The organism is Candidatus Nomurabacteria bacterium, assembly GCA_023898565.1.
Lineage (GTDB): Bacteria > Patescibacteriota > Minisyncoccia > Phycocordibacterales > UBA918 > OLB19.
In genome coordinates, this window is record CP060228.1 from 689,568 (window position 1) to 708,430 (window position 18,863).

At 47.9% G+C, this 18,863-nt stretch carries 19 protein-coding genes; 15 read left to right on the forward strand and 4 right to left on the reverse strand.

Annotated elements, in window-relative coordinates; translation table 11 throughout:
* Position 1: 1 nt before the first annotated feature.
* From H6780_03685 to H6780_03735, 11 genes are all read left to right on the forward strand, one after another.
* Complete coding sequence (locus H6780_03685; GenBank protein ID USN88561.1) at positions 2 to 706, forward strand: ABC transporter ATP-binding protein; 705 nt, start codon at positions 2 to 4, stop codon at positions 704 to 706.
* Positions 707 to 708: 2 nt separating this feature from the next.
* A complete protein-coding gene (locus tag H6780_03690) occupies positions 709 to 1,890 on the forward strand; it encodes an ABC transporter permease (protein USN88562.1) in 1,182 nt (393 codons plus the stop codon).
* A gap of 68 nt (positions 1,891 to 1,958) precedes the next feature.
* Positions 1,959 to 2,591: a hypothetical protein gene (locus H6780_03695; protein ID USN88563.1), complete on the forward strand. Its 633-nt coding sequence runs from the start codon at positions 1,959 to 1,961 to the stop codon at positions 2,589 to 2,591.
* Positions 2,592 to 2,741: 150 nt separating this feature from the next.
* Entirely contained in the window at positions 2,742 to 3,833 is a 1,092-nt protein-coding gene (locus tag H6780_03700; protein ID USN88564.1) for a hypothetical protein, read from the forward strand.
* 105 nt (positions 3,834 to 3,938) lie between these two features.
* Complete coding sequence (locus H6780_03705; GenBank protein ID USN88565.1) at positions 3,939 to 4,766, forward strand: hypothetical protein; 828 nt, start codon at positions 3,939 to 3,941, stop codon at positions 4,764 to 4,766.
* Between the two features lie 61 nt (positions 4,767 to 4,827).
* Positions 4,828 to 6,642, forward strand: a complete 1,815-nt coding sequence (argS, locus tag H6780_03710) for an arginine--tRNA ligase (GenBank protein ID USN88566.1) — start codon at positions 4,828 to 4,830, stop codon at positions 6,640 to 6,642.
* A 3-nt stretch (positions 6,643 to 6,645) separates the two neighbouring features.
* Positions 6,646 to 7,638, forward strand: a complete 993-nt coding sequence (gene rsgA, locus H6780_03715; protein ID USN88567.1) for a ribosome small subunit-dependent GTPase A — start codon at positions 6,646 to 6,648, stop codon at positions 7,636 to 7,638.
* Positions 7,639 to 7,650: 12 nt separating this feature from the next.
* On the forward strand, positions 7,651 to 7,851 hold the full coding sequence (locus tag H6780_03720) for a hypothetical protein (protein USN88568.1): 201 nt from the start codon (positions 7,651 to 7,653) through the stop codon (positions 7,849 to 7,851).
* A gap of 116 nt (positions 7,852 to 7,967) precedes the next feature.
* Complete coding sequence (locus tag H6780_03725; GenBank protein USN89260.1) at positions 7,968 to 8,333, forward strand: hypothetical protein; 366 nt, start codon at positions 7,968 to 7,970, stop codon at positions 8,331 to 8,333.
* 112 nt (positions 8,334 to 8,445) lie between these two features.
* Positions 8,446 to 9,237, forward strand: a complete 792-nt coding sequence (locus H6780_03730) for a thioredoxin domain-containing protein (GenBank protein ID USN88569.1) — start codon at positions 8,446 to 8,448, stop codon at positions 9,235 to 9,237.
* 6 nt (positions 9,238 to 9,243) lie between these two features.
* Positions 9,244 to 9,792 carry a hypothetical protein gene (locus H6780_03735; GenBank protein ID USN88570.1) on the forward strand — a complete coding sequence of 183 codons (549 nt, stop codon included), beginning with the start codon at positions 9,244 to 9,246 and terminating at the stop codon, positions 9,790 to 9,792.
* Here H6780_03735 and H6780_03740 read toward each other — a convergent pair.
* Positions 9,789 to 10,790 carry an endolytic transglycosylase MltG gene (locus H6780_03740; GenBank protein USN88571.1) on the reverse strand — a complete coding sequence of 334 codons (1,002 nt, stop codon included), beginning with the start codon at positions 10,788 to 10,790 and terminating at the stop codon, positions 9,789 to 9,791. The genes H6780_03735 and H6780_03740 overlap by 4 nt on opposite strands.
* A gap of 99 nt (positions 10,791 to 10,889) precedes the next feature.
* On the opposite strand from H6780_03740, the gene H6780_03745 reads away from it, so the two are divergent.
* Positions 10,890 to 11,522 (forward strand): hypothetical protein, encoded by a 633-nt coding sequence (locus H6780_03745; protein ID USN88572.1) that lies wholly within the window; start codon positions 10,890 to 10,892, stop codon positions 11,520 to 11,522.
* 51 nt (positions 11,523 to 11,573) lie between these two features.
* On the opposite strand, the gene H6780_03750 is transcribed toward H6780_03745, so the two are convergent.
* Genes H6780_03750 through H6780_03760 form a run of 3 tightly spaced genes read right to left on the reverse strand, consistent with a single transcriptional unit; the run spans position 11,574 to position 15,386 of the window.
* Complete coding sequence (locus H6780_03750) at positions 11,574 to 11,927, reverse strand: diacylglycerol kinase (GenBank protein ID USN88573.1); 354 nt, start codon at positions 11,925 to 11,927, stop codon at positions 11,574 to 11,576.
* 24 nt (positions 11,928 to 11,951) lie between these two features.
* Positions 11,952 to 12,683: a methyltransferase domain-containing protein gene (locus H6780_03755; protein ID USN88574.1), complete on the reverse strand. Its 732-nt coding sequence runs from the start codon at positions 12,681 to 12,683 to the stop codon at positions 11,952 to 11,954.
* 60 nt (positions 12,684 to 12,743) lie between these two features.
* Entirely contained in the window at positions 12,744 to 15,386 is a 2,643-nt protein-coding gene (locus H6780_03760) for a cation-transporting P-type ATPase (protein ID USN88575.1), read from the reverse strand.
* A gap of 72 nt (positions 15,387 to 15,458) precedes the next feature.
* Here H6780_03760 and H6780_03765 point away from each other — a divergent pair, with 72 nt between their 5' ends.
* From H6780_03765 to H6780_03775, 3 genes are all read left to right on the forward strand, one after another.
* On the forward strand, positions 15,459 to 16,121 hold the full coding sequence (locus H6780_03765) for a thioredoxin domain-containing protein (protein USN88576.1): 663 nt from the start codon (positions 15,459 to 15,461) through the stop codon (positions 16,119 to 16,121).
* 8 nt (positions 16,122 to 16,129) lie between these two features.
* Positions 16,130 to 17,383, forward strand: coding sequence for a hypothetical protein (locus H6780_03770; GenBank protein ID USN88577.1), 1,254 nt, complete (start codon positions 16,130 to 16,132; stop codon positions 17,381 to 17,383).
* Between the two features lie 146 nt (positions 17,384 to 17,529).
* A complete protein-coding gene (locus tag H6780_03775) occupies positions 17,530 to 18,834 on the forward strand; it encodes an ATP-grasp domain-containing protein (GenBank protein ID USN88578.1) in 1,305 nt (434 codons plus the stop codon).
* Positions 18,835 to 18,863: the final 29 nt, after the last annotated feature.

Consider the following 18,863-nt stretch of genomic DNA (forward strand, 5'->3'; position numbering starts at 1 on the left):
TATGAGTACACAAAAAACAGTCGTGGAGCTCAAGGATATCTCTAAGAGTTTCTATTTGCAGGGTGGCACTGAAATTCCAATTCTCCATAACATTGATTTGAAAGTGGAAGGCGGTGACATGATTGCGATTCTTGGTCCATCTGGTTCGGGGAAATCGACGCTCATGAACATTATTGGCGGTCTCGATATTGCTACGAGCGGCGAGTATTACTTTGACGGGCAGCTCGTAAATAACATGTCTTCAGATGAGCTGGCAGAACTTCGCTCCACAGACATTAGCTTTATTTTTCAGTCGTTTCATTTGCTGCCGGGGAAGACGGTGTATCAAAATGTGATGTTGCCGCTCATTTATCAGCGCTCATTTACCGGCGACTTTGATGAGTATATTCGCCAAGCGCTCACGCAGGCAGATCTCGATGAGCAGCATTGGCACAAACGACCCAATCAACTCTCGGGTGGTCAGCGACAACGCGTCGCGATTGCGCGAGCGCTCGTAGCTCGGCCAAAATTGCTCTTGGCCGATGAGCCGACGGGTAACCTCGACTCGAAGACGGGCGAGAATATTATTGATTCACTCAATGTACTGAATGAAAAATTTGGTACTACTATCGTGATGGTGACGCACGATGATTCTTTGACCGAAGTGGTGCATCGCGTGATTAATATTAAAGACGGACGTGTCTTTGAAACGAAGGGTAATAAATAGATATGAAAAATCGTTTCTTAATTTCTGAGTCATTCCAAGCTTTACGAAGCAATCCGTTGCGGTCGTTTTTGACGGTGATTGGTATTGTGGTTGGGATTTTTTCGGTCACTGCCATGCTGGCGCTTGGTGAAGGTCTGTCGTCAAACGTGATGGATAGATTCAGTTCCTTTGCTTCTGGAGACCTAACCGTATCTGGTGATATCGGCTACGCTGACTTTGCCTGGATGGAAGAACAGCCGTATGTAAAAAGTGCCTTGGCATCGAAGTCAGTAAATGGCGCAGAGGTGATTGCCTTTGGTGCTGATTTTTCACCAACACTGCAGATTGTGATTGGTGACTATGAGGGAGTGCAAAATTACGATGTGGTCGAGGGTGAGGTATTTGATTTTACTGACCCAAGCTATGGCGAGTCGGTGGTGGTTGTGTCGGATGGTTTTGCTGATACGGTGCTGGAGGAGACAGGCTACTCCGTCCTGGGTGAGGAGATTACTATTAGCGGGAGTAAGTACACCGTGATTGGCGTCATTGAGTCGAGCTCAATGATGTTTACGCGGGGGGATGGTCTTATGCTGGTACCGTATGATCGTGCAGTTGGTACACTCACAAGTACGAAGTACTTTTCTTCGGTAGCGATTTTGCTTGAAGACGCAACCTACTATGAAATCGCGGGGCAGCATATCCTTGAGTCGCTTAATGCGTCTCGGCAGCTTGCAGACGATAGTAGCGACATGTTTAGTGTTGAGACGGCGCAAGCATTTATTGAAAGTGCGGAGGAGACTACGCAGATGATTAGTCTGTTCTTGGGAATTGTTGGTGGGATTGCGCTCTTTGTCGGCGGTATCGGCACTATGAATATGATGCTTACTACCGTGACTGAGCGTACGAAAGAGATTGGGTTGCGCAAGGCGGTAGGTGCGCGTGACCGCGATATTATGCTTCAGATACTCATTGAGTCGGTAGTGCTGACTGGCTTTGGTGGCCTTATCGGTATCTTACTTAGTCTGGGGGCTGGTAAACTGGCCAATCAGGTCTTTGCTGATAGTGATCTCATTACGGTACTTGTGAATACCCAGGTGATTGCGATTGCCGCGATTGTATCGCTTTTGGTGGGTGTGGTCTTTGGGCTGTACCCGGCACGCAATGCTTCGCGCCTCCAGCCGGTGGATGCCTTGCGGAGCGAATAGGGGTTAGACAGATTTTGTCATATCACGTATAACGTAGCGAGGTTGGTAAGATCTTCTAGGAGGAAGTCATGTCGAAACTGTTACCGGTTGCGTTTGATTGTGATGATGTTGGGTTTGAGCTCAATCGACCATTGGCATATTGGCTGATGCGGCAGTACGGTACAAACATTTTGTATGAAGATATTTATGATTTTAATCTCATCCAAGTGTTTGGTATCGAGTACAATGAGCTCGTTAAGCGCATTCGACTGTTTTGCCTGCATTACTGGAGGCAGCAGCTACCCATGCGCGGTGCTGCTGTGGCGCTCAGACGACTGCAACAATACATCGTACCGCACATGGTGACCGCGCGCTGTGACACGTTGCGCGACTGCACTATGGGAATGCTTGATTTGCATTTTAGGGGAATGTTTAAAGAGCTCCATATGACCAATGGCTTCGGGGCTAAAAATCCTGACCGGTATCGCTCGAAACTGACGGTTTGCCGGGAAATCGGCACGACGGTGTTGGTGGATGACAGCCTTGGTCACGTGGCTGATTTTGCCGGAAGGTCAGAAATGACAATGCTCTTGCCTGATCATCCTTGGAATCAATCAAAAACCTTGCCGTTTAACGTGATTCGCTGTGGTAACTGGCGTCAGCCGGGATCACAGTGGGTGCACGTGGAGGCCGAGCTTCGGCGTTTGATTGGAGTGGTGTAGTGCGGGCGGCCCGAAGGGCCGCCCTTTATTTTGCTAGATGCTCTGACGAGGGTGCTTCAGTATTTAAAAAGATTGCAGGATGAGATTTCGCTGCTATACTGCGACTAGTTATTCTGTTCATTTTCACTTTTGTCAAATGAGGAGACGTTCATGAAAGAGCTTAGTCTTGAAGCGGTGCGCCCGAAGCGTCCCGAAAATGTGTTTCCTGTCTTGCTGTCGCCTGACATTATCGGAGTGTTGCGGCAAGGTCGATCAACTATGAGTGAGTCGCATCTGGAAGACCTGACACTCAGTATTCGTAAACTGGGCCAGAAGACACCGGGGTTGATTGTGGCGCTTACCGCTAATCAGGCGAAGAAGTACCTCAATCGGGTAAACAAAATGTGGGGCGTTCGACATCATATGAGTGAATTTACGCCAGTGCCGGTAAAAGAGAAGGGTGGTGAAATTTACTACTTTTTCTTGGTTGCAGGTCATCAGCGTCTGTGTGCGGTAAAAACTGTCGGCGGGGAGTATTTGGCAGACCTGCAATTTGGAGGGGATTTTCTGGAATTGCTGCAGTTGCAGTATCACGAAAATACCCACGAAGCGCTCTCGCAGGATGACGAAGCTCGTTTCCTAACACTGTTGTGGTGGGAATACCAGCGACAAAATCCGGTCATGACCATGACCAGCTTTGCAAACGAGTTTCGCTCCACACCGGAAAAAGTACGTAAAGCGATTCGTTTTGCATCATTGCCGAAGTCACTCCAGCAGCAGATCTTCCCCAACGCTCAATTCAAAAAAGGTGTTGCGTACGGCATGTTGTGCGAACTCGCTCGGCTTCAAGAGGCGCGCGAAGAGCACAGTGTTCCATACACCGAGGTTGAGCTGCAAAGCATGCTGTACGCTATGGTTGTGCAGTACAAGACCGTTAAGCAAGCTGCTGCGTTTGTAAGCGAGCAAATCAGAGGATTGCAGGCACAGTGCAGTCTCTTCGAGCTCGTTCCGAGCGAGGCGCTTGTTGGTGCGCAAAAGACTGTCAGAACCGGTCTGGAGCGTGAGCTCCGCGTCGGGAATGAGCATCTTACGTTGGTCGCGACCTTGCACGAGGGTGGTGTGCCTCGTATTGCTGCCAGCGGTAGTACGGTTTCGGCGGTGCATACAGTACTCAATACGGCAGAAGAACTGGCTCCTCGAATCATCGATGGTCTAAGGGGCGCCAAGCGGGCAGCGACAGTCCGTGAGCGATTGCAGTCGTGAGGTATTTATAAAGGGCGCCCGAAGGGCGCCCTTTTTATATCTAGACAAAACATAAAAAATATTGTATTTTCGCAGCAGTTATGTGAAGTTCTTGAGGAGAATGAAATGGGTGTTGTATACACATGGGACGAGATTAAAAATCTGCGTCTTCCAGCAGATGGTATTCATGACGATGTGGCTGCCAAGTTGCGAATGGAGTTGCCGCAGGTTGATGGTGTTTGCTGTGCTACTTTCTACGGATCGTACATTCATGGTGATTTTAATCGCTTGCGGAGTGATATGGATTGCTTCGTTCTCTTTAAAGCGGGGATGCATGGCGAACCGTTTGCGTCACTTCGCATGCTTACAGAGTGGGCGGCGGCACGCAATGTACGCCTTGCCTTCACTCCGTGCAATACAGCTTTTGTGCAAACATTGGCGCATCGGGTGGGCCCTCAGTTTTACCGTCACCTTGTGTACGGTTTTGAAAATGGAGGAGTCATCTGCGGTGATTTCAGTGAGTATGTTTTCTCAACGGAGTCGTCTTGGTCTGAGCTGATTAGTTACTTGCGAGCCAAGTACTACAATCTCACAGAAATGTGCACGCGGTATTCAGTTTTGTCTGATGCTGAAAAAGCGTGTTTTCTGCAGAAAGTCATCGAAGCTCCCATGCATGTGGCGCGCGGGGTGGTGGAACGTCGCCTCTCTCGCCGAATAGGTCCCAAAGTGGCTGTGCTCAACGCCTACCAAGCGCAGATGCCCAGTGACCTGTTTGTGCTTTTGGTCAATCTATTGCAGTTGGACTCGGAATACTCTGCTTGTGTACAGGACGCACTTATCGTAAAGGCCGATGAGCTGCATTATAGAAATGTGCTTGCGCAAATCTTTGCTCAGACGGAAAAGACAATCGCGTTCATCGCTCAAAACCTGCTCCTCCTCGACGATGAGCACTAAACCCGCCACGGCGGGTTTTCTTTTGTCCGTGCAGTGATTTTTAGGTTTTTGTGCTATGGTAATGAAAACAAACGTTTTACATATGATGCAAGAGGTTAAAGAAAAGATTCGTCAGGCAATTGTTGCATGGCTGGTTGAAGCCGGAGTGGATGCGCCACAGGTGGTTTTTGAGCGGGCGGCTCAGCCAGAGTTTGGCGAGTACGCTTCAAATGCGGCTATGCGTTACGCCAAGCAGCTAGGCAAAAACCCGCTCGAACTAGCAGAAACGCTCGCGGTTCATTTAGAATCTTTGTCTATTCCCGGGCTCATGACTGCTGAAGCGGTGCGTCCAGGTTTTTTGAATTTGCATTTTAGTCCGGAGGTTAAGATTGGACAAGTCGGTACTATTCTTGAACGACGTAGCGCATTTGGCAGCAATGAATCACACCTTGGTGAGAAATGGGTCATTGAGCATACCTCACCTAATCCAAATAAAGCCATGCATATTGGCCACCTACGTCTCAATCTAGTCGGCATGGGTATTGTGCAGCTCATGAAAGCGGCCGGGGCGGAAGTAATTGCTGACGCGGTGTACAACGACCGAGGAATCTCAATTGCCAAGGCAATGTACGGCTTTTTGGCTCACATGAAGCAAAATGACGCGGTGCCAACCGATATACAATATTGGATTTCACACAAGGAAGCGTGGTTGACGCCAGAAGCAAAAGGCATGAAGCCGGATGAGTTCATTACGGAGTGTTACGTGCTGGGCGAAGCTGATACGAAAGCGAGTCTTGAAATTGATGCGGCAGTGCGTCAGATGGTGGTTGCTTGGGAAGCTGAAGATGCTGCGGTATGGGAATTGTGGCGCCATGTACTCCAGTTTGCATATGACGGCAACGAGCGTGTGCTAGCGCGACTTGGAAGTCATTGGGATAAGGTGTGGTATGAGCATGAGCATTACCAGGCCGGTAAGGCGTATATTGAGCGCGGCTTAGAGAGCGGTCTCTTTACCAAACTCGAAGATGGGGCAATCCTGACGAATCTTGAGAAGCAGTACAAGTTGCCAGACACAATTCTTCTTAAAAACGACGGCACTTCATTGTATATTACTCAAGATATTGCACTCACTGATCTTAAGAAGCGCACGTATGGTGCCGACCGCCTCGTGTGGGTGATTGGTCCTGATCAATCTCTGGCACTGAAGCAACTCTTTGCGGTTTGTGAACAGCTCGGTATTGGTTCTCTTGATGAGTTTACTCATGTTTCATATGGGTACGTGGGACTTAAGAATGAAGATGGTTCATTTAAGAAGATGTCATCGCGCGCAGGTACGGTGGTGCTTTTAGATGATGTAATTGATACCGTTAAGGCAACTATTTGCGAACGATTCAAAGCGGAAGAAAAACATGATGTCGCTACTCGTGAAGCGCTTTCTGAAACATTGGCTCTGGCAGCGGTGAAGTTTGCTTTTTTGAAGTCTGATCGTATGCAAGATATATCATTTGATCTTCAACAGTCGGTGGATGTGCAGGGTGATTCCGGTATGTATGTCGAATATACGTATGTGCGGACACAGTCGATTCTAAAGAAGGCCGGAATGGTTTCGGTCGAAACCATTCCGGCCGTTGCCGAACTAGGTGTGGAAGCTGAACTGCTACGTACCATGCTCTATTTTGAAGATGTGGTGCAAAAATCAATCGATGATCTCTCGGTACATCATGTGGCTCAGTATTTGCTTGAGCTTTGTGCGGCATTTAACAGCTGGTACGGCAAGGAGGTAATTCTTGATGGTACTGAGCGTGAAGCATACCGGCTTGCGATTGTTGCTGCGGTAGGGCAGTTGATTGAAAATGGCGGTGCACTTCTTGGTATTGAAATGGTAGATGAAATGTAGCGTATGGTAACTGGTCGTGTTATTGAAGCTCGTCGTACCAACTACGCTGTTAGCGTGGAGGGTAAGACGTGGATTGCGACGGTGCGTGGAAATTTTCACGAAGACGGGGCTTTCCCAAAGGTGGGAGATTATGTCTCTTTGGAGCTCCTTGAGGATGACAAGGCGGTGATTGAACAGATCATGGAGCGAACGTCTGTTATTAAGCGACGTGGTGCAGAGGATGACGAAGTGCAAATAATTGCTGCCAATGTCGATGTTATTTTTATTGTGATGGGCCTTGATGGCGACTACAACCTTAGTCGTTTAGAGCGGTATTTGCTGCTTGCAAAAGAAAGCAACATACCTGCAGTAGTGCTTCTCAATAAGTCAGATCTAGCTGAAGCAGTGGAGGATTTGGTGGCTGCTGCAGAAGTTATGGCCGCTGGGGTGCCGGTCTACTCAATTTCGGCGCGGACTGGTGTGGGTATGGAACATGTTATGGAGCACATGAGTGCTGACACCACTGCGGTATTGCTTGGTTCATCAGGGGCGGGCAAGTCAACAATCACGAATTGGCTCTTGGATACTGAAGCGCAAGCGGTCGGTGGTGTTCGCGAAGATGATAGTCGCGGGCGTCATACAACCACGACGCGTCAGCTCTTCGTGTTGCCACAGGGCGGCTTTCTTATTGATACTCCAGGTATGCGTGAGCTTGGGGTGTTGGACGGTGACGCTGATGCTGAAGATGAGGTATTTGTGCGTATTGAGCAGTTTGCTGAGCAGTGCAGATACCGTAACTGTGATCACGAAAAAAGCGCGGGGTGTGCCGTGTTGGCAGCAATTGCAGCTGGCGACATTACTGAACGGGAGTTTCGGAACTACCAAAAACTTTTAATGGAGCGTGCGTACCAGGAGAGTAAGGGAATGACTAATAGTCAGCGATTTAACGACCAGCTTCAAAAACGGCGTAGTCAACGTGACGAGGCGATTAGACGACACCGTTTGAGTCGGCGGTGATATACTTAGCGTATGGAAATAAATTGGATGGTAATCGTTTACACGCTTTTGCTGATTGATAGCATGGGTGCCATTATTATGTCGTGGTTCGGACAGAAGTGGTGGCTGCAGTATACCGGCTTCATGGCAAAGTATTTTCCGCCAGCAAAAGGCTGGTCACTTTTGTACTTTGTACTCGTACTTGTGATTGGTCACTTGCTTGGATTGCTGTAAGAAAAGTTGTTTTTGTGCGTCATAAGAAGTGGATTTAATCCGTTCTTTAACTTCTTTCGAGGTGTACAAAAGTGAAAATACGATGTAGCGTGCTCCGCCCGGTATCTTTATCTCTGATGGTTGCTGTTTCGGCAATGGTCGGTGTTAAAGACGCGCAGGCGGAGCCTCAGGTCATGCACGTTGAGGTTTCTCACTATGGCGGCGGCGGCCCAAACGAGTGCGGCAAGGACCGTGAGTGTCACGGTGCTCGCACTGCTTGTGGCCAGGTCTTTAATATGTACGGCATTTCTGTCGCACACAAATCACTGCCGTGTGGAACTGAAGTACAGTTCTGCTACGGCAGTCGTTGTGTGGTGGCGAAAGTCACTGACCGTGGTCCGTACGTGGAGGGACGCAGTTTCGATCTCTCTTATGGAGCTGCACGCAAACTCGGCATTGTCGAGGATGGTGTTGCTCGCGTTATGGCGAGAATCATCAATTGACCGATGACATTTACAGGGCCTAATGGCCCTGTTTTTTATATCTCACTAGAGTCTTACTTGTCTTGCGTGTATACTTGTACTACTTAGATTAATTGCACGTAGTAACCCTAGTATGGAAGAAAAAAACACACAATCAAATGAGAGTTCTGTAGTATCAGCGCATCCAACTGCCAGTGATTTTGCACCAATGAGTACGCAGCATCAGTCATCACTTGTAAAAGATTTGGCAGTGCCAATTTCTATCGTTATTGCAGGGATGTTTATTGGCGCTGGATTATACTTCAGTGGCGGTTCAGCAGCACCTGTCCCTGCAGCTGCTGTAGCCGAAGCTGAGGCTGATAATACTGGTAAGGTTGATCCGGTGGTTGAAGGAGATCACATCAAAGGATCACTTGAGGCGCCAATCAAGGTGGTTGAGTTTTCTGATTTCGACTGCCCATTTTGTAGCCGTTTCCATGAAGTAATGGACCAGGTGGTGGCAAAGTATGATGATGTTGCCTGGGTGTATCGTCACATGCCGCTTGAGCAGTTGCATCCCAATGCGCCGTATGTAGCAGTTGCATCCGAGTGTGTTGCGGAGCTGGCAGGCAATGACGGTTTTTGGAAATTTACTGACGCGTATTTTGCTGCCCGTGGAGCTGGTGAACAAACTGCTCATGAAACACTAGTTACGACTCTTGCTGCCAATGCGGGGGTGACTAAAGCTGCACTTACAGAGTGCTTGGAGAGCGGCCGCAATAACAGCAAGGTGCAAGATGATGTAAATGATGCAGTCGAAACTGGTGGTCGTGGTACGCCGTGGAGCATCATCATTGGTCCGTCTGGTAAGACATATCCAATCAACGGTGCGTTGCCGCAGGCTGCAGTCGAGCAGCTCATTGAGGCTGCGCGTAGTGATGCGTAAGCTCATATGATTCTACCGGTTCTTCGTCGTGTGTTTTACGAGGGTCGGTACGTGACGTTTGCAGCAGTTGTTGCGTTACTGGTGGTGAGTGCGATGTTGTTACTGCCGAACCTGAGTGTAATCGTTCAGGTGTTTGGTGTGTCCACTTTGAGTTTTTGGGAAAAAATGTCGTTTGTACTTTCATTGTACGGCACAATTGAAACAAACTTCACACTTTTTTCAGCGGTTAATTTAATTCTGTTAGCAGTTCTTTCGGGTGTAAATCTGGCTCTACTTCGGTATTACATTAAACGTCAGCAAGTTGTTACAAAAAACGCCAAGCTGCATGTGGTCAGTGTTGGTGGTATTTTGAGTGGCTTTTTTGGCGTTGGTTGTGCTGCCTGTGGATCGGTGATTGCCACAGCGCTTTTAAGTTCGCTGGGAGCCGGCTGGCTTATTGCACTGTTACCGCTTCATGGTGTCGAGTTTGGAATCGTTGGAGTTATTCTGTTGCTGGTTTCAATCAGGTACCTTATCAAAAAAATCAGTGACCCTCTCACGTGTCGAGTTGATTAGGAGCCTCGGCCATACAAGCTGCGCAATTTGCTCACATGCTCTTCATATGTAGGTGAGCAGTAGTAGTTTTTCTTGTCGTGAAAATAAAATAGGCAGTCAGTTATAACAGGATTAAGTGCCGCGAGAATTGCTTCAGCAGAAGGGTTGGCAATGGGAGCTGGAGGTAGCCCGTCGTACTTGTACGTATTGAATGGAGATTCAAGGTATTTATCAGCTGGCTGTACCAGCGGCCACCAGACTGACTGATACGGGCTGCTGCCTTTTACATACTGTAGTGTTGCGTCAAGTTGGAGAGGCATATTGTTAAACAGTCGATTCCAGATTACTCCTGATACTTCGCGCATGTTGTCAAAATCACTCGCTTCACGCTCAATTAATGAGGCAATAATAAGTGCATCTTCGAGCGGAACTTGATTGCGTACTTCGGTGGTGTAGTGATTGAGAATAGTGGTTTGGAAAGAGTTACTAATGAGGGTGTACATATCAAGCGGTGTCGCGCCTTTGTGAGTGACGTATTGGCCAGGAAAGTACTTTCCTTCGGACAGAATTGGAGCTGAAGTGTCCATTAGGCGCATGAATTCTTCACGCTCGGCTTTCCCCCAATGTAAAATGTCACTCATGTGCTTGCTGACTTCCTCTTTTCGTTCACCTGGCCAAATGACTGCAATGCGGCTAACGGGTGAAGCGAGGTTTTGGTACCAGTGTTTATCAGAAAAGGCTGCAGCAACCTTATTCCACCAGTGGTCGGTTGAGCGAGGGTCAATCGCTAAGGTGTTGTGGTAGAACTGGTTGACGGTGACGTTTTCTGCAATTGTCTTGGTATGTACATTTACGCTCACCGGGAACGGTTTGGTGGTCTCGGTGGCAATTCTGCGCTCGGCTGCACCAAGAATAATGCTTTTTGAGACAAGCAACAACACGATGCCGCAGAGCGCAAGCAGGGTAAGTGAAAAGACAAGTACGTAAACCAGGCGGACAATTGTAGATAATTTCAACATCGATTAATTATGCCACGTCTCTTTTTATGAAACTCTTGTTTTAAACGGTTTTCTGTTGGTGATACAATGAAGTGACCTATTCATAAGTAATATATTTCTATGAGAAACGTTTTAATTTTAGGTCTAGTGGCAGTTGGCATAGCCGGCTTTGGATACTTTGCACTTTTTTCTACTCCAGCACAGCACATGGCCGAAGAAGCCAAGGAGAGTGCTGACGAGCTATCGGCTGAATCAACAAAAACTCCTGCGGTGGCAGAGCCACGAGAGGGAACAGGAACGTTGGAGTATTTGCGACTGTTGGGAGAAGATCTTGAGTGTGTCATCCTCTACGAGGATACTGAGAGGCAGCACACGGTTGAGGGAACGTACTTTGTTAGTGCTGGTAGTATGCGAGGCGATTTTTTGACGGAATCTCCGGATTTGACTGGAAAGGTGTTATCATCAATGATTATTGATGGGCAAGATATGTATGTCTGGAGTGATATCGAAGGCCAACTGTATGGGATGAAAGTAGATTTGTCTTTGACAGCAAATGGTGCTGTTGATACACATGAACCAGTGGCACTTGATAAGGCTGTGCGGTATGACTGTAAACCGTGGCCAAATGTCGATCGAACCGTCTTTACGCCACCGGCAACAGTTATGTTCCAGGATATGAGCACGCTGATGCAATCAGGTATGGAATATGGCACGGTTTATGATCGTGAGACAATGATGGCGCCCGAATTTTAGCTGGTTTGTAAAAGCCGCGCCCACTTCGTGGGCGCGGCTTTTACCTTGTAATCACAAGCGTGGTAACGCTACCACTACGAGGGTGATTAGTAAAAATATCCCGGCTACCAATACAGCGGCAGCTGCCATATCTTTACTGTGTTTGATTGTGTCGTGTAGCTCGGGGTGGAGTTTGTCGAGTGCTGCTTCAAGGGCGGAGTTTTGGAGTTCGGTAATAATAATAAGGGTACAAGCTAGAACAACGAACAAAAGCTCAGTGGAGCTAAGCGGTGTCAAAAAGTAGCAGGTACTCATTCCGACCAAGATCGCCAGATAGAGCTGGGTGCGAATGCCGAAGTCGTTTTTAAAACCGTACGTAAGCCCACGAATCGCATGGGGAAACCGGTTGAAATAGCGTGTAATCATACTCATTTAGTATAACTCAGACTTCTACTTAAAATCCTTCTCGGCGTAGATTGAGATGGTGCGACGCTTACGAGCTTTGCCGTGGTAGCTGTGCTTGTGCGAACGATAAATCTTGCGCACGATAAATTTTTCACTCAAAAAGTCAACGAGCTCTTTTTCGCTGTAGACATACTCTGGCACGCCCATGACGGGGTGTATATAAGAGCCTTCTTCCGCGCCAGGATGGTCTTTAAGGAGGCGCGCGGTGTGTAAATCAGCATCCTTGAGGAAGGTTTTCATGAAAAAGTGGCCGCCGGGAACGAGTACGCGGAAAAGTTCGTCCCGCAATGCAAGACGCTCTTCTCTATTTAAAAAGTGTGATGCCATCATGTCGAGTACCAATGCCTGGCTTTCGTCTGTTGCTGGTAGTGGCTTTCCGGCACTGCCGACATGGTAGGTGATAGGGAGCGCCTTTGAGAGTTGTTTGGCTTGGGCGATGGCAGCTGAGGATATATCGACACCAGTGCCGTGCATGCCAAACTCTTGCGCTAGAAAAATCAAATTACGACCATTTCCACAACCTGCATCGAGTGCGTGCAGTTCTGGTTGGAGTAAGTCAGGACGAGTACGATTAAGCCAACGGGTAAATTTTGCCAAATCCTCACTGACGTTTTCTGAGAGTTTTAAGTGCTCTGGGTTGGTATATTCTTTATCCCAAAATGTCGCGCCGTGTACCTTGCGCTTTTTCTTGCGAGTGAAGTTTGGTTTCATTGCCATAAGCGCTAAAAATACAATAAATTAATACGTCTGTCTACACTGCTGCCCTGGCAGGCTCTTCTACACCAAAAAGCGGTTGGCAAACCATTTAGCTGCTTCTACCACTACAATGTTTACAAGGCTCCATGCCAGTACAAAGCCGACCCAAATCAGTGGCAGCGGCTCAACAGCAAATGTTTCGCGCAACAAGGGTACGGTGAAAGTGGCAATGAGAATCAAGGCGCCAATGCCAACACCTGCTAGCAGTGTGTGGTTTTCGGTTAGTGAATACTGGTAGACGGGACGGCTGAGGTCGCGGAATGAGAAAGCAATAAACAGCGTGTACGAGCCAAAACTGGCAAATATGATGGCTCTAGCCAGCTCAACTGCTAAGCCAAGACTGAGGAGTGCAAGGTATAGGCCAAAGAGCATCAGTGAGACGACAATGCCAATGAAAATAGTAAGAAATACCACGCGAGGATTGAAGAAATCTTTGCTGGTCACCTCACTTTCTTTCATCTTTTGGCGATCAAAGGCAAAAGCAATAGCTGGTAGGCTGCCGGTAAAGAGATTGACCCAGATAATCTGCACGGCAGAAAGTGGCAGTGCGACACCGGCCAGGATTGCGCCGCCAATCAAAATGAGCTCGTCCAGCGCGTTTGACATTAAGTACACGAACATTTTTTTTATATTGGCCAAGATCTGCTTGCCCTCTTCAATGGTCGCGACAATTGTTTTGAAGTTATCGTCAAGCAAAATAAGATCAGCGACGCTTTTGGCTACGTCACTTCCTGAGCCAACAGCGATGCCAATGTTGGCAGCTTTAAGCGATGGGGAGTCGTTTACACCATCTCCAGTCATTGCCACAATTTCACCACGGGCTTGGAAGAGTTTTGTGACACGAAGCTTATCTTTGGGTGTTACTCGAGCATAGATGCTGATGCGATCGAGTAGGTCAATGAGCTCTTCATCTGAGAGTTGTTGTAGTTGAGCTCCGGTAAGGACGTTTGCTTCACTCACCTCCCAGCCAACTTCGCGAGCAATTGCCAGCGCTGTGCCAGGCAGGTCACCGGTAGCCATGACCACGCGAGTGCCATATGAGCTGATGCGCTTTAGGGCTTCTGGCACTTCCGGTCGAATCGGGTCATGAAAACTGAGTACACCAAGGAACATGAGGTTGGTTACATGCTCGACAGTAATAGCAGTTGGGTCTGTGTGCGGAGTAAGGAGGGCAATGCCGAGTACTCGCCGGCCGTACTTGCTGTGTTCATTAACCGATGCCTTTAACTGTTCCTTAATTTCGTGCTCGTAGTACGAACGATCGATGAGTATGTCTGGAGCACCCATGACCACGTGAGGGTCTTCGAATTGTGCAAAATCTTTTGGAAGATAACCGCTGGGGATACGTACTACAGAAAACTTATACTTCGAGCTGAACGGGATACGAATCTGAATGTCAGAACGATCTGCCGCGGTTTGTCTTATACCGTGTGCTCCAGCGGCGCGAACAATGTTGGTTTCTAGGCCTGATCCATTCATAACCCAGACACTCGGATCTTCCTCAGGGTTTTCAATGACTACGTCGGAGGCAGAGCGAGCAAGAAGCAAAATGTCGTGTTGTATGTCGGTAAACTGTCCTTCGCTATCTGAAGGTGTAAATTCAGGCTCCAGAAGCTGCTTGGTCGAATCAATGTCGATAAGCTGCATATTAGCTTGGGTCAAGGTGCCGGTCTTGTCGGTGATAATCACAGACGTTGAACCAAGCGTTTCAGCTGCGGTAAGACTGCGCATGATGCCGTTCTTTTCTGCAATGCGGGTGACGCCAATAGCCAAAATTGAGGTGAGGCCAATGGGGAGAGCTTCAGGCACCGAGCCGACAAACACTGCGATTGAAATGACCAACATCTCCACTAGCTCACGATCTTGCCATAGGCCAATGGCAAAAAGCGCCACTACTGCAATACTGGTGAAAATAATAATGACCCACGTGAGCTTGGCGAGTGCCTTCTGGAGTGGAGTAAGCTCAGCTTCGGTTTCGTCAACCATGCGGGCAAGCTTGCCAATCTCGGTGTCGTAGCCGGTTGCGGTTACAACAGCATAGGCGGAACCGTCGATACCGAGTGTGCCGGCGTAGAGCATGTTGGTGCGTTCGGGCAGGGTGGCAGTTTCCGAGAGTGGCTCAATAGTTTTTTCCACCGGAAGTGATTCGCCAGTCAAAATGGCCTCGTCAGCGGTGAAGTTTATTTCTTTTATGATACGCGCATCGGCCGTGATGCGGGCACCGTGAGTAACATGGAGGATATCGCCAGGCACGATATACCTTGGATCAATTTCTGACTCATGGCCGTCACGAATTACCAAGGTGCGATGGGTAATGTACGACTTGAGGCTGTCGATGGCTCGCTCTGCTTTGTACTCTTGTATAAAGCCCAAAATAGCGTTCACGATTACAGCAAACGCGATAATCGACATGTCGAGCCACTCTTGCAGGCCGGCAGTAATGACTGTCGCGATACAAAGGATAATGATAAGCGGGCTAGTGAATTGTTGCAGTAAAATGGTCATCGGCCCCTTCTTTTGTTCTGATTCAAAAATATTTTCGCCGAATTCCTTGCGGCGAGTGACTGCCTCAACTTCTGTGAGACCATGTTGCTCGTTAGTGTGAAGCGCGTTTAGTACTTCTTCCTCAGCGTCTGACCAAGGTCTATGCGGTGTGCTAATCATAGGTTAAGTGTACCAAACTACTTTTTGTCTAGGGTGAGCAGATGTGGGCTAGTGTGGTACACTGCTTTTTATATGAAAAATCCATGGGTAATTATCGGCATCATCTGTGTCGCGCTCTTCGGCGGAGCGATTTGGTATTCAGGCTCTTCGGCGGAGCAATATAATGAAGGTTTGATTGAAACAGAACACGTAAAGGGCAATTCGGAAGCATCGGTGGTGCTGTTGGAGTACAGTGATTTGCAGTGTCCAGCGTGTGCTGCGTTTCAGCCAGCACTTAGTAGTGTACTTGAGGCTTATGGTGACAATCTTCGCTTTGAGTATCGGCATTTTCCACTACCGATTCATCCACATTCAGTAGAAGCGGCCGTGGCTTCTGAAGCAGCTGCACAGCAAGGTAAATTCTTCGAGTTTAGCGATATGCTCTTTGAGCGACAGCAGGAGTGGGCAGGTATGGCTGTGCCACAGACGCAGTTTGTAAAGTATGCCGATGAACTTGGTATGGATGTTGATTTGTTTCGCAAGCAGCTCCGTGCGCCAAACCTAAAAGATAAAGTGCAGGCGCAGTTCAATGAAGCTCGTGAGCTTGGTCTAACTGGTACTCCAACTTTCTTTCTTAATGGCAAGAAGATGGAGATGGAGTCATATCAAGACTTTATTACGCAGATTGCACTAGCAGTAAATCCTGAAACGGCATCGAGCACCAATGATGAGTCAGGTGTTACGTTTGGTTTCTAAGGTGCCTTATGAAGCAGTCTAAGGTAGTTGCGGTTACTGGAACTAAAGGAAAAACGACTGTTGTCACTGTTCTCGCAGAAGTTTTACGTGCGCTTACCAAAAAGGATACGATTCACGTCACCACGACGGGACATTTTGTGAACGGGGAGCGTCGAAGTACGCTCGATGAATCATTAGCGACATGGGGTTTGGTTCCTTCGGTCTGTCCGGGGCGGTACCTATATGAAAGTTTGTCTTTCAAGGAAAGAGGAGTTGCTGTCCTCGAGTCATCTCTTGGGAGTAGCAGTATTAACGGAATGGGATACTCTTGGCATGAAGTTGGGATTTTTTTAAACGTCTTTAAAGACCATATCGGAAATTCGAGTCGCATTAAGTCACAAGCGGATATTCTCAAGGCAAAAAAATTTATTTTTACTCGTATTAGACGACACGAGGGTTGGGGGGTCTACAATGCCGACGACGCTCTTATTTGTTCTGCTGTGCCCGACATTGATCCCTCAGTAAGGCTTGTTTCATTTGGACTTGCCGATGTGGCTGCTAGTGAGCGACATGTGTTTGTTAAAGATGGGATGGTAACGTACCGCACTGCCGACAAGCGTTTAGTTTCTGTGGTTGCGCTTGCCGATGTTTCTTGGACGTTTCAGGGTTTGTATGAGCCATCGGTCTATAATCTTTTGGCTGTGGTAGCCGGGGTAATTGCGTTTCATGAAGGCAACTTGCCACATGTGCTCAGTGAGATTTTGACCAAGATTAAGCTTGACCCGTATGGTGGTAGGTTAACGCTGCTGCGTAACAAGGAAGGTGTCAGAATCTTGGCTGATTATGCTCATGAAGAACAATCACTGTGCGCTGTCGGTGAGCTGGCGAGGGCTTTGGCTGGCGATGGGGGTCAGGTGATAGGTGTTGTTCGTTTGGCTTACGATCGCACCGAGCAGCATATTGCGGAGACCGCAAAAGGGATTGCTAAAAGTTTCGATCGATTCGTAGTATATGACAAGATTGACGGATATTACCGGCTGCCAAACACACAGCTTCAGAGTAAGCTCTTCACACAGGAGGTTGGAAAGGTGTCAGAGCTTTTAGCGGATCAGCTTTCGGCCAATGGTGCTGCTAAGGTTGATCGAATTCTTCGTGAAGATGAAGCGATTACATTTGCTGCCAAAGAAGCGAGGGCGGGCGACGTGGTCGTACATATTGTAAATGACGACATCACTCGATCGGTCAATTGGCTGCGAGAATACTTTGGTGCTGACTTTGTCTAAGTTTTGTCAAGAGTTGTCACTGCACAAGATGTGTGTTGGCATTGGAATTTACACTAATTCCGGTGTATGCTTTTAGCTGTCTGAATACAGCGTTCTGGATATGCAGTGTGATTGAATAACTGCTTTTTTATTTTTTAAGCATTCTTATGAAGAAGGAGAAGAACATCATCGTGTACGTTATGAACTTGCCTGCTGGTACGGTAGAAGCGGTTCGTGAGTACGAAAAGACTTTAGGACATCAACTGCAGATTATGTTGTTGCGTGATTCTCGCGTTCCAGATAAGAAGGGTCTTTCGAGTACTCCAGGCTTAGATATTCTAATTTCATGCGACTTCTCCAAGCCAGAAAAGATTGCCGAGGCGCTGTTGCCGTATGAAGACGAACTTCTGGCTATTACCTGCCGCTCGGAGCAGAGCATGGCGCGGTTTGCTGATGTGCTTCCGCATGTGCCGTACTTGCGCACTCCTACGACAGAATCCCTTCGTTGGGCGAGTGATAAATATGAAATGCGTAAGCGTTTCAAGGTGTATGATCCAAAAATTACCCCGAAGTTTACGCTAGTCAAAAAGAACTCCAAACCGGAGCGTGATCGGGTAATTAAGAAAATCGGCTTTCCGATGATTATTAAGCCAACTAATATGGCAGCTAGTCTTTTTGTGACCATTTGTTATCACGAAGAAGAGCTGGATTATGCACTCCGGACAATTTTTCGAAAGATTAAAAGGGCGTACGAAAATGACAACCGACTGGAAGAGCCTAAAGTAATCGCTGAAGAATATATGGACGGCGATTTGTACTCAATTGATTCGTACGTGGATTCTCGCGGTAAGGTATATCACTGCCCGCTAGTGCGCCAAATTACTGCCAAGAAAAATGGCCATGACGATTTTTATAATTATCTGCAAATGACCCCGTCTGGCTTAAAATCAGAAACGGTGGCTAAGGCAGAGTTGGCGGCAGAAAAGGCGACTCATGCCCTTGGGCTGCGCAGCTCGATTGTGCACTCTGAGCTTATGAAGGTAGATGACGAGTGGAAAATTGTGGAGGTGGCTGCGCGTATGGGTGGGTACCGACATCTCCTTCATAAGCTTAGCTGTGATATTAACCATGCGCTCAATGATGTTTTAATTCGCATTCCAAAGAAGCCAATTATTCCTAAAAAATGTAAGGGGTACGCTTGCGCGATGAAGTGGTTTGCGGCTAAGGAGGGAAAGATTACTGAACTTAAAGGTATCAAAAAAATTGAAGCGCTTGAGTCTTTCCACAAAATTGACGTAAAAAAGAAAGTGGGCGATCGAGCAGTGTTTGCGCGCAACGGTGGTCGGTCAGTGTTTGATCTTTTCTTGTATAACGATGATCGTTCTAAGTTGTTGGCTGATATTAGGCGTGCAGAGAAGTTGGTTGAGGTGAAGGTGGCAGCACGTACGGGTGGTAAGAAGAAGGTTGTGTAGGGCGGGGCGACTGTGCAAAGGGCGGCAGC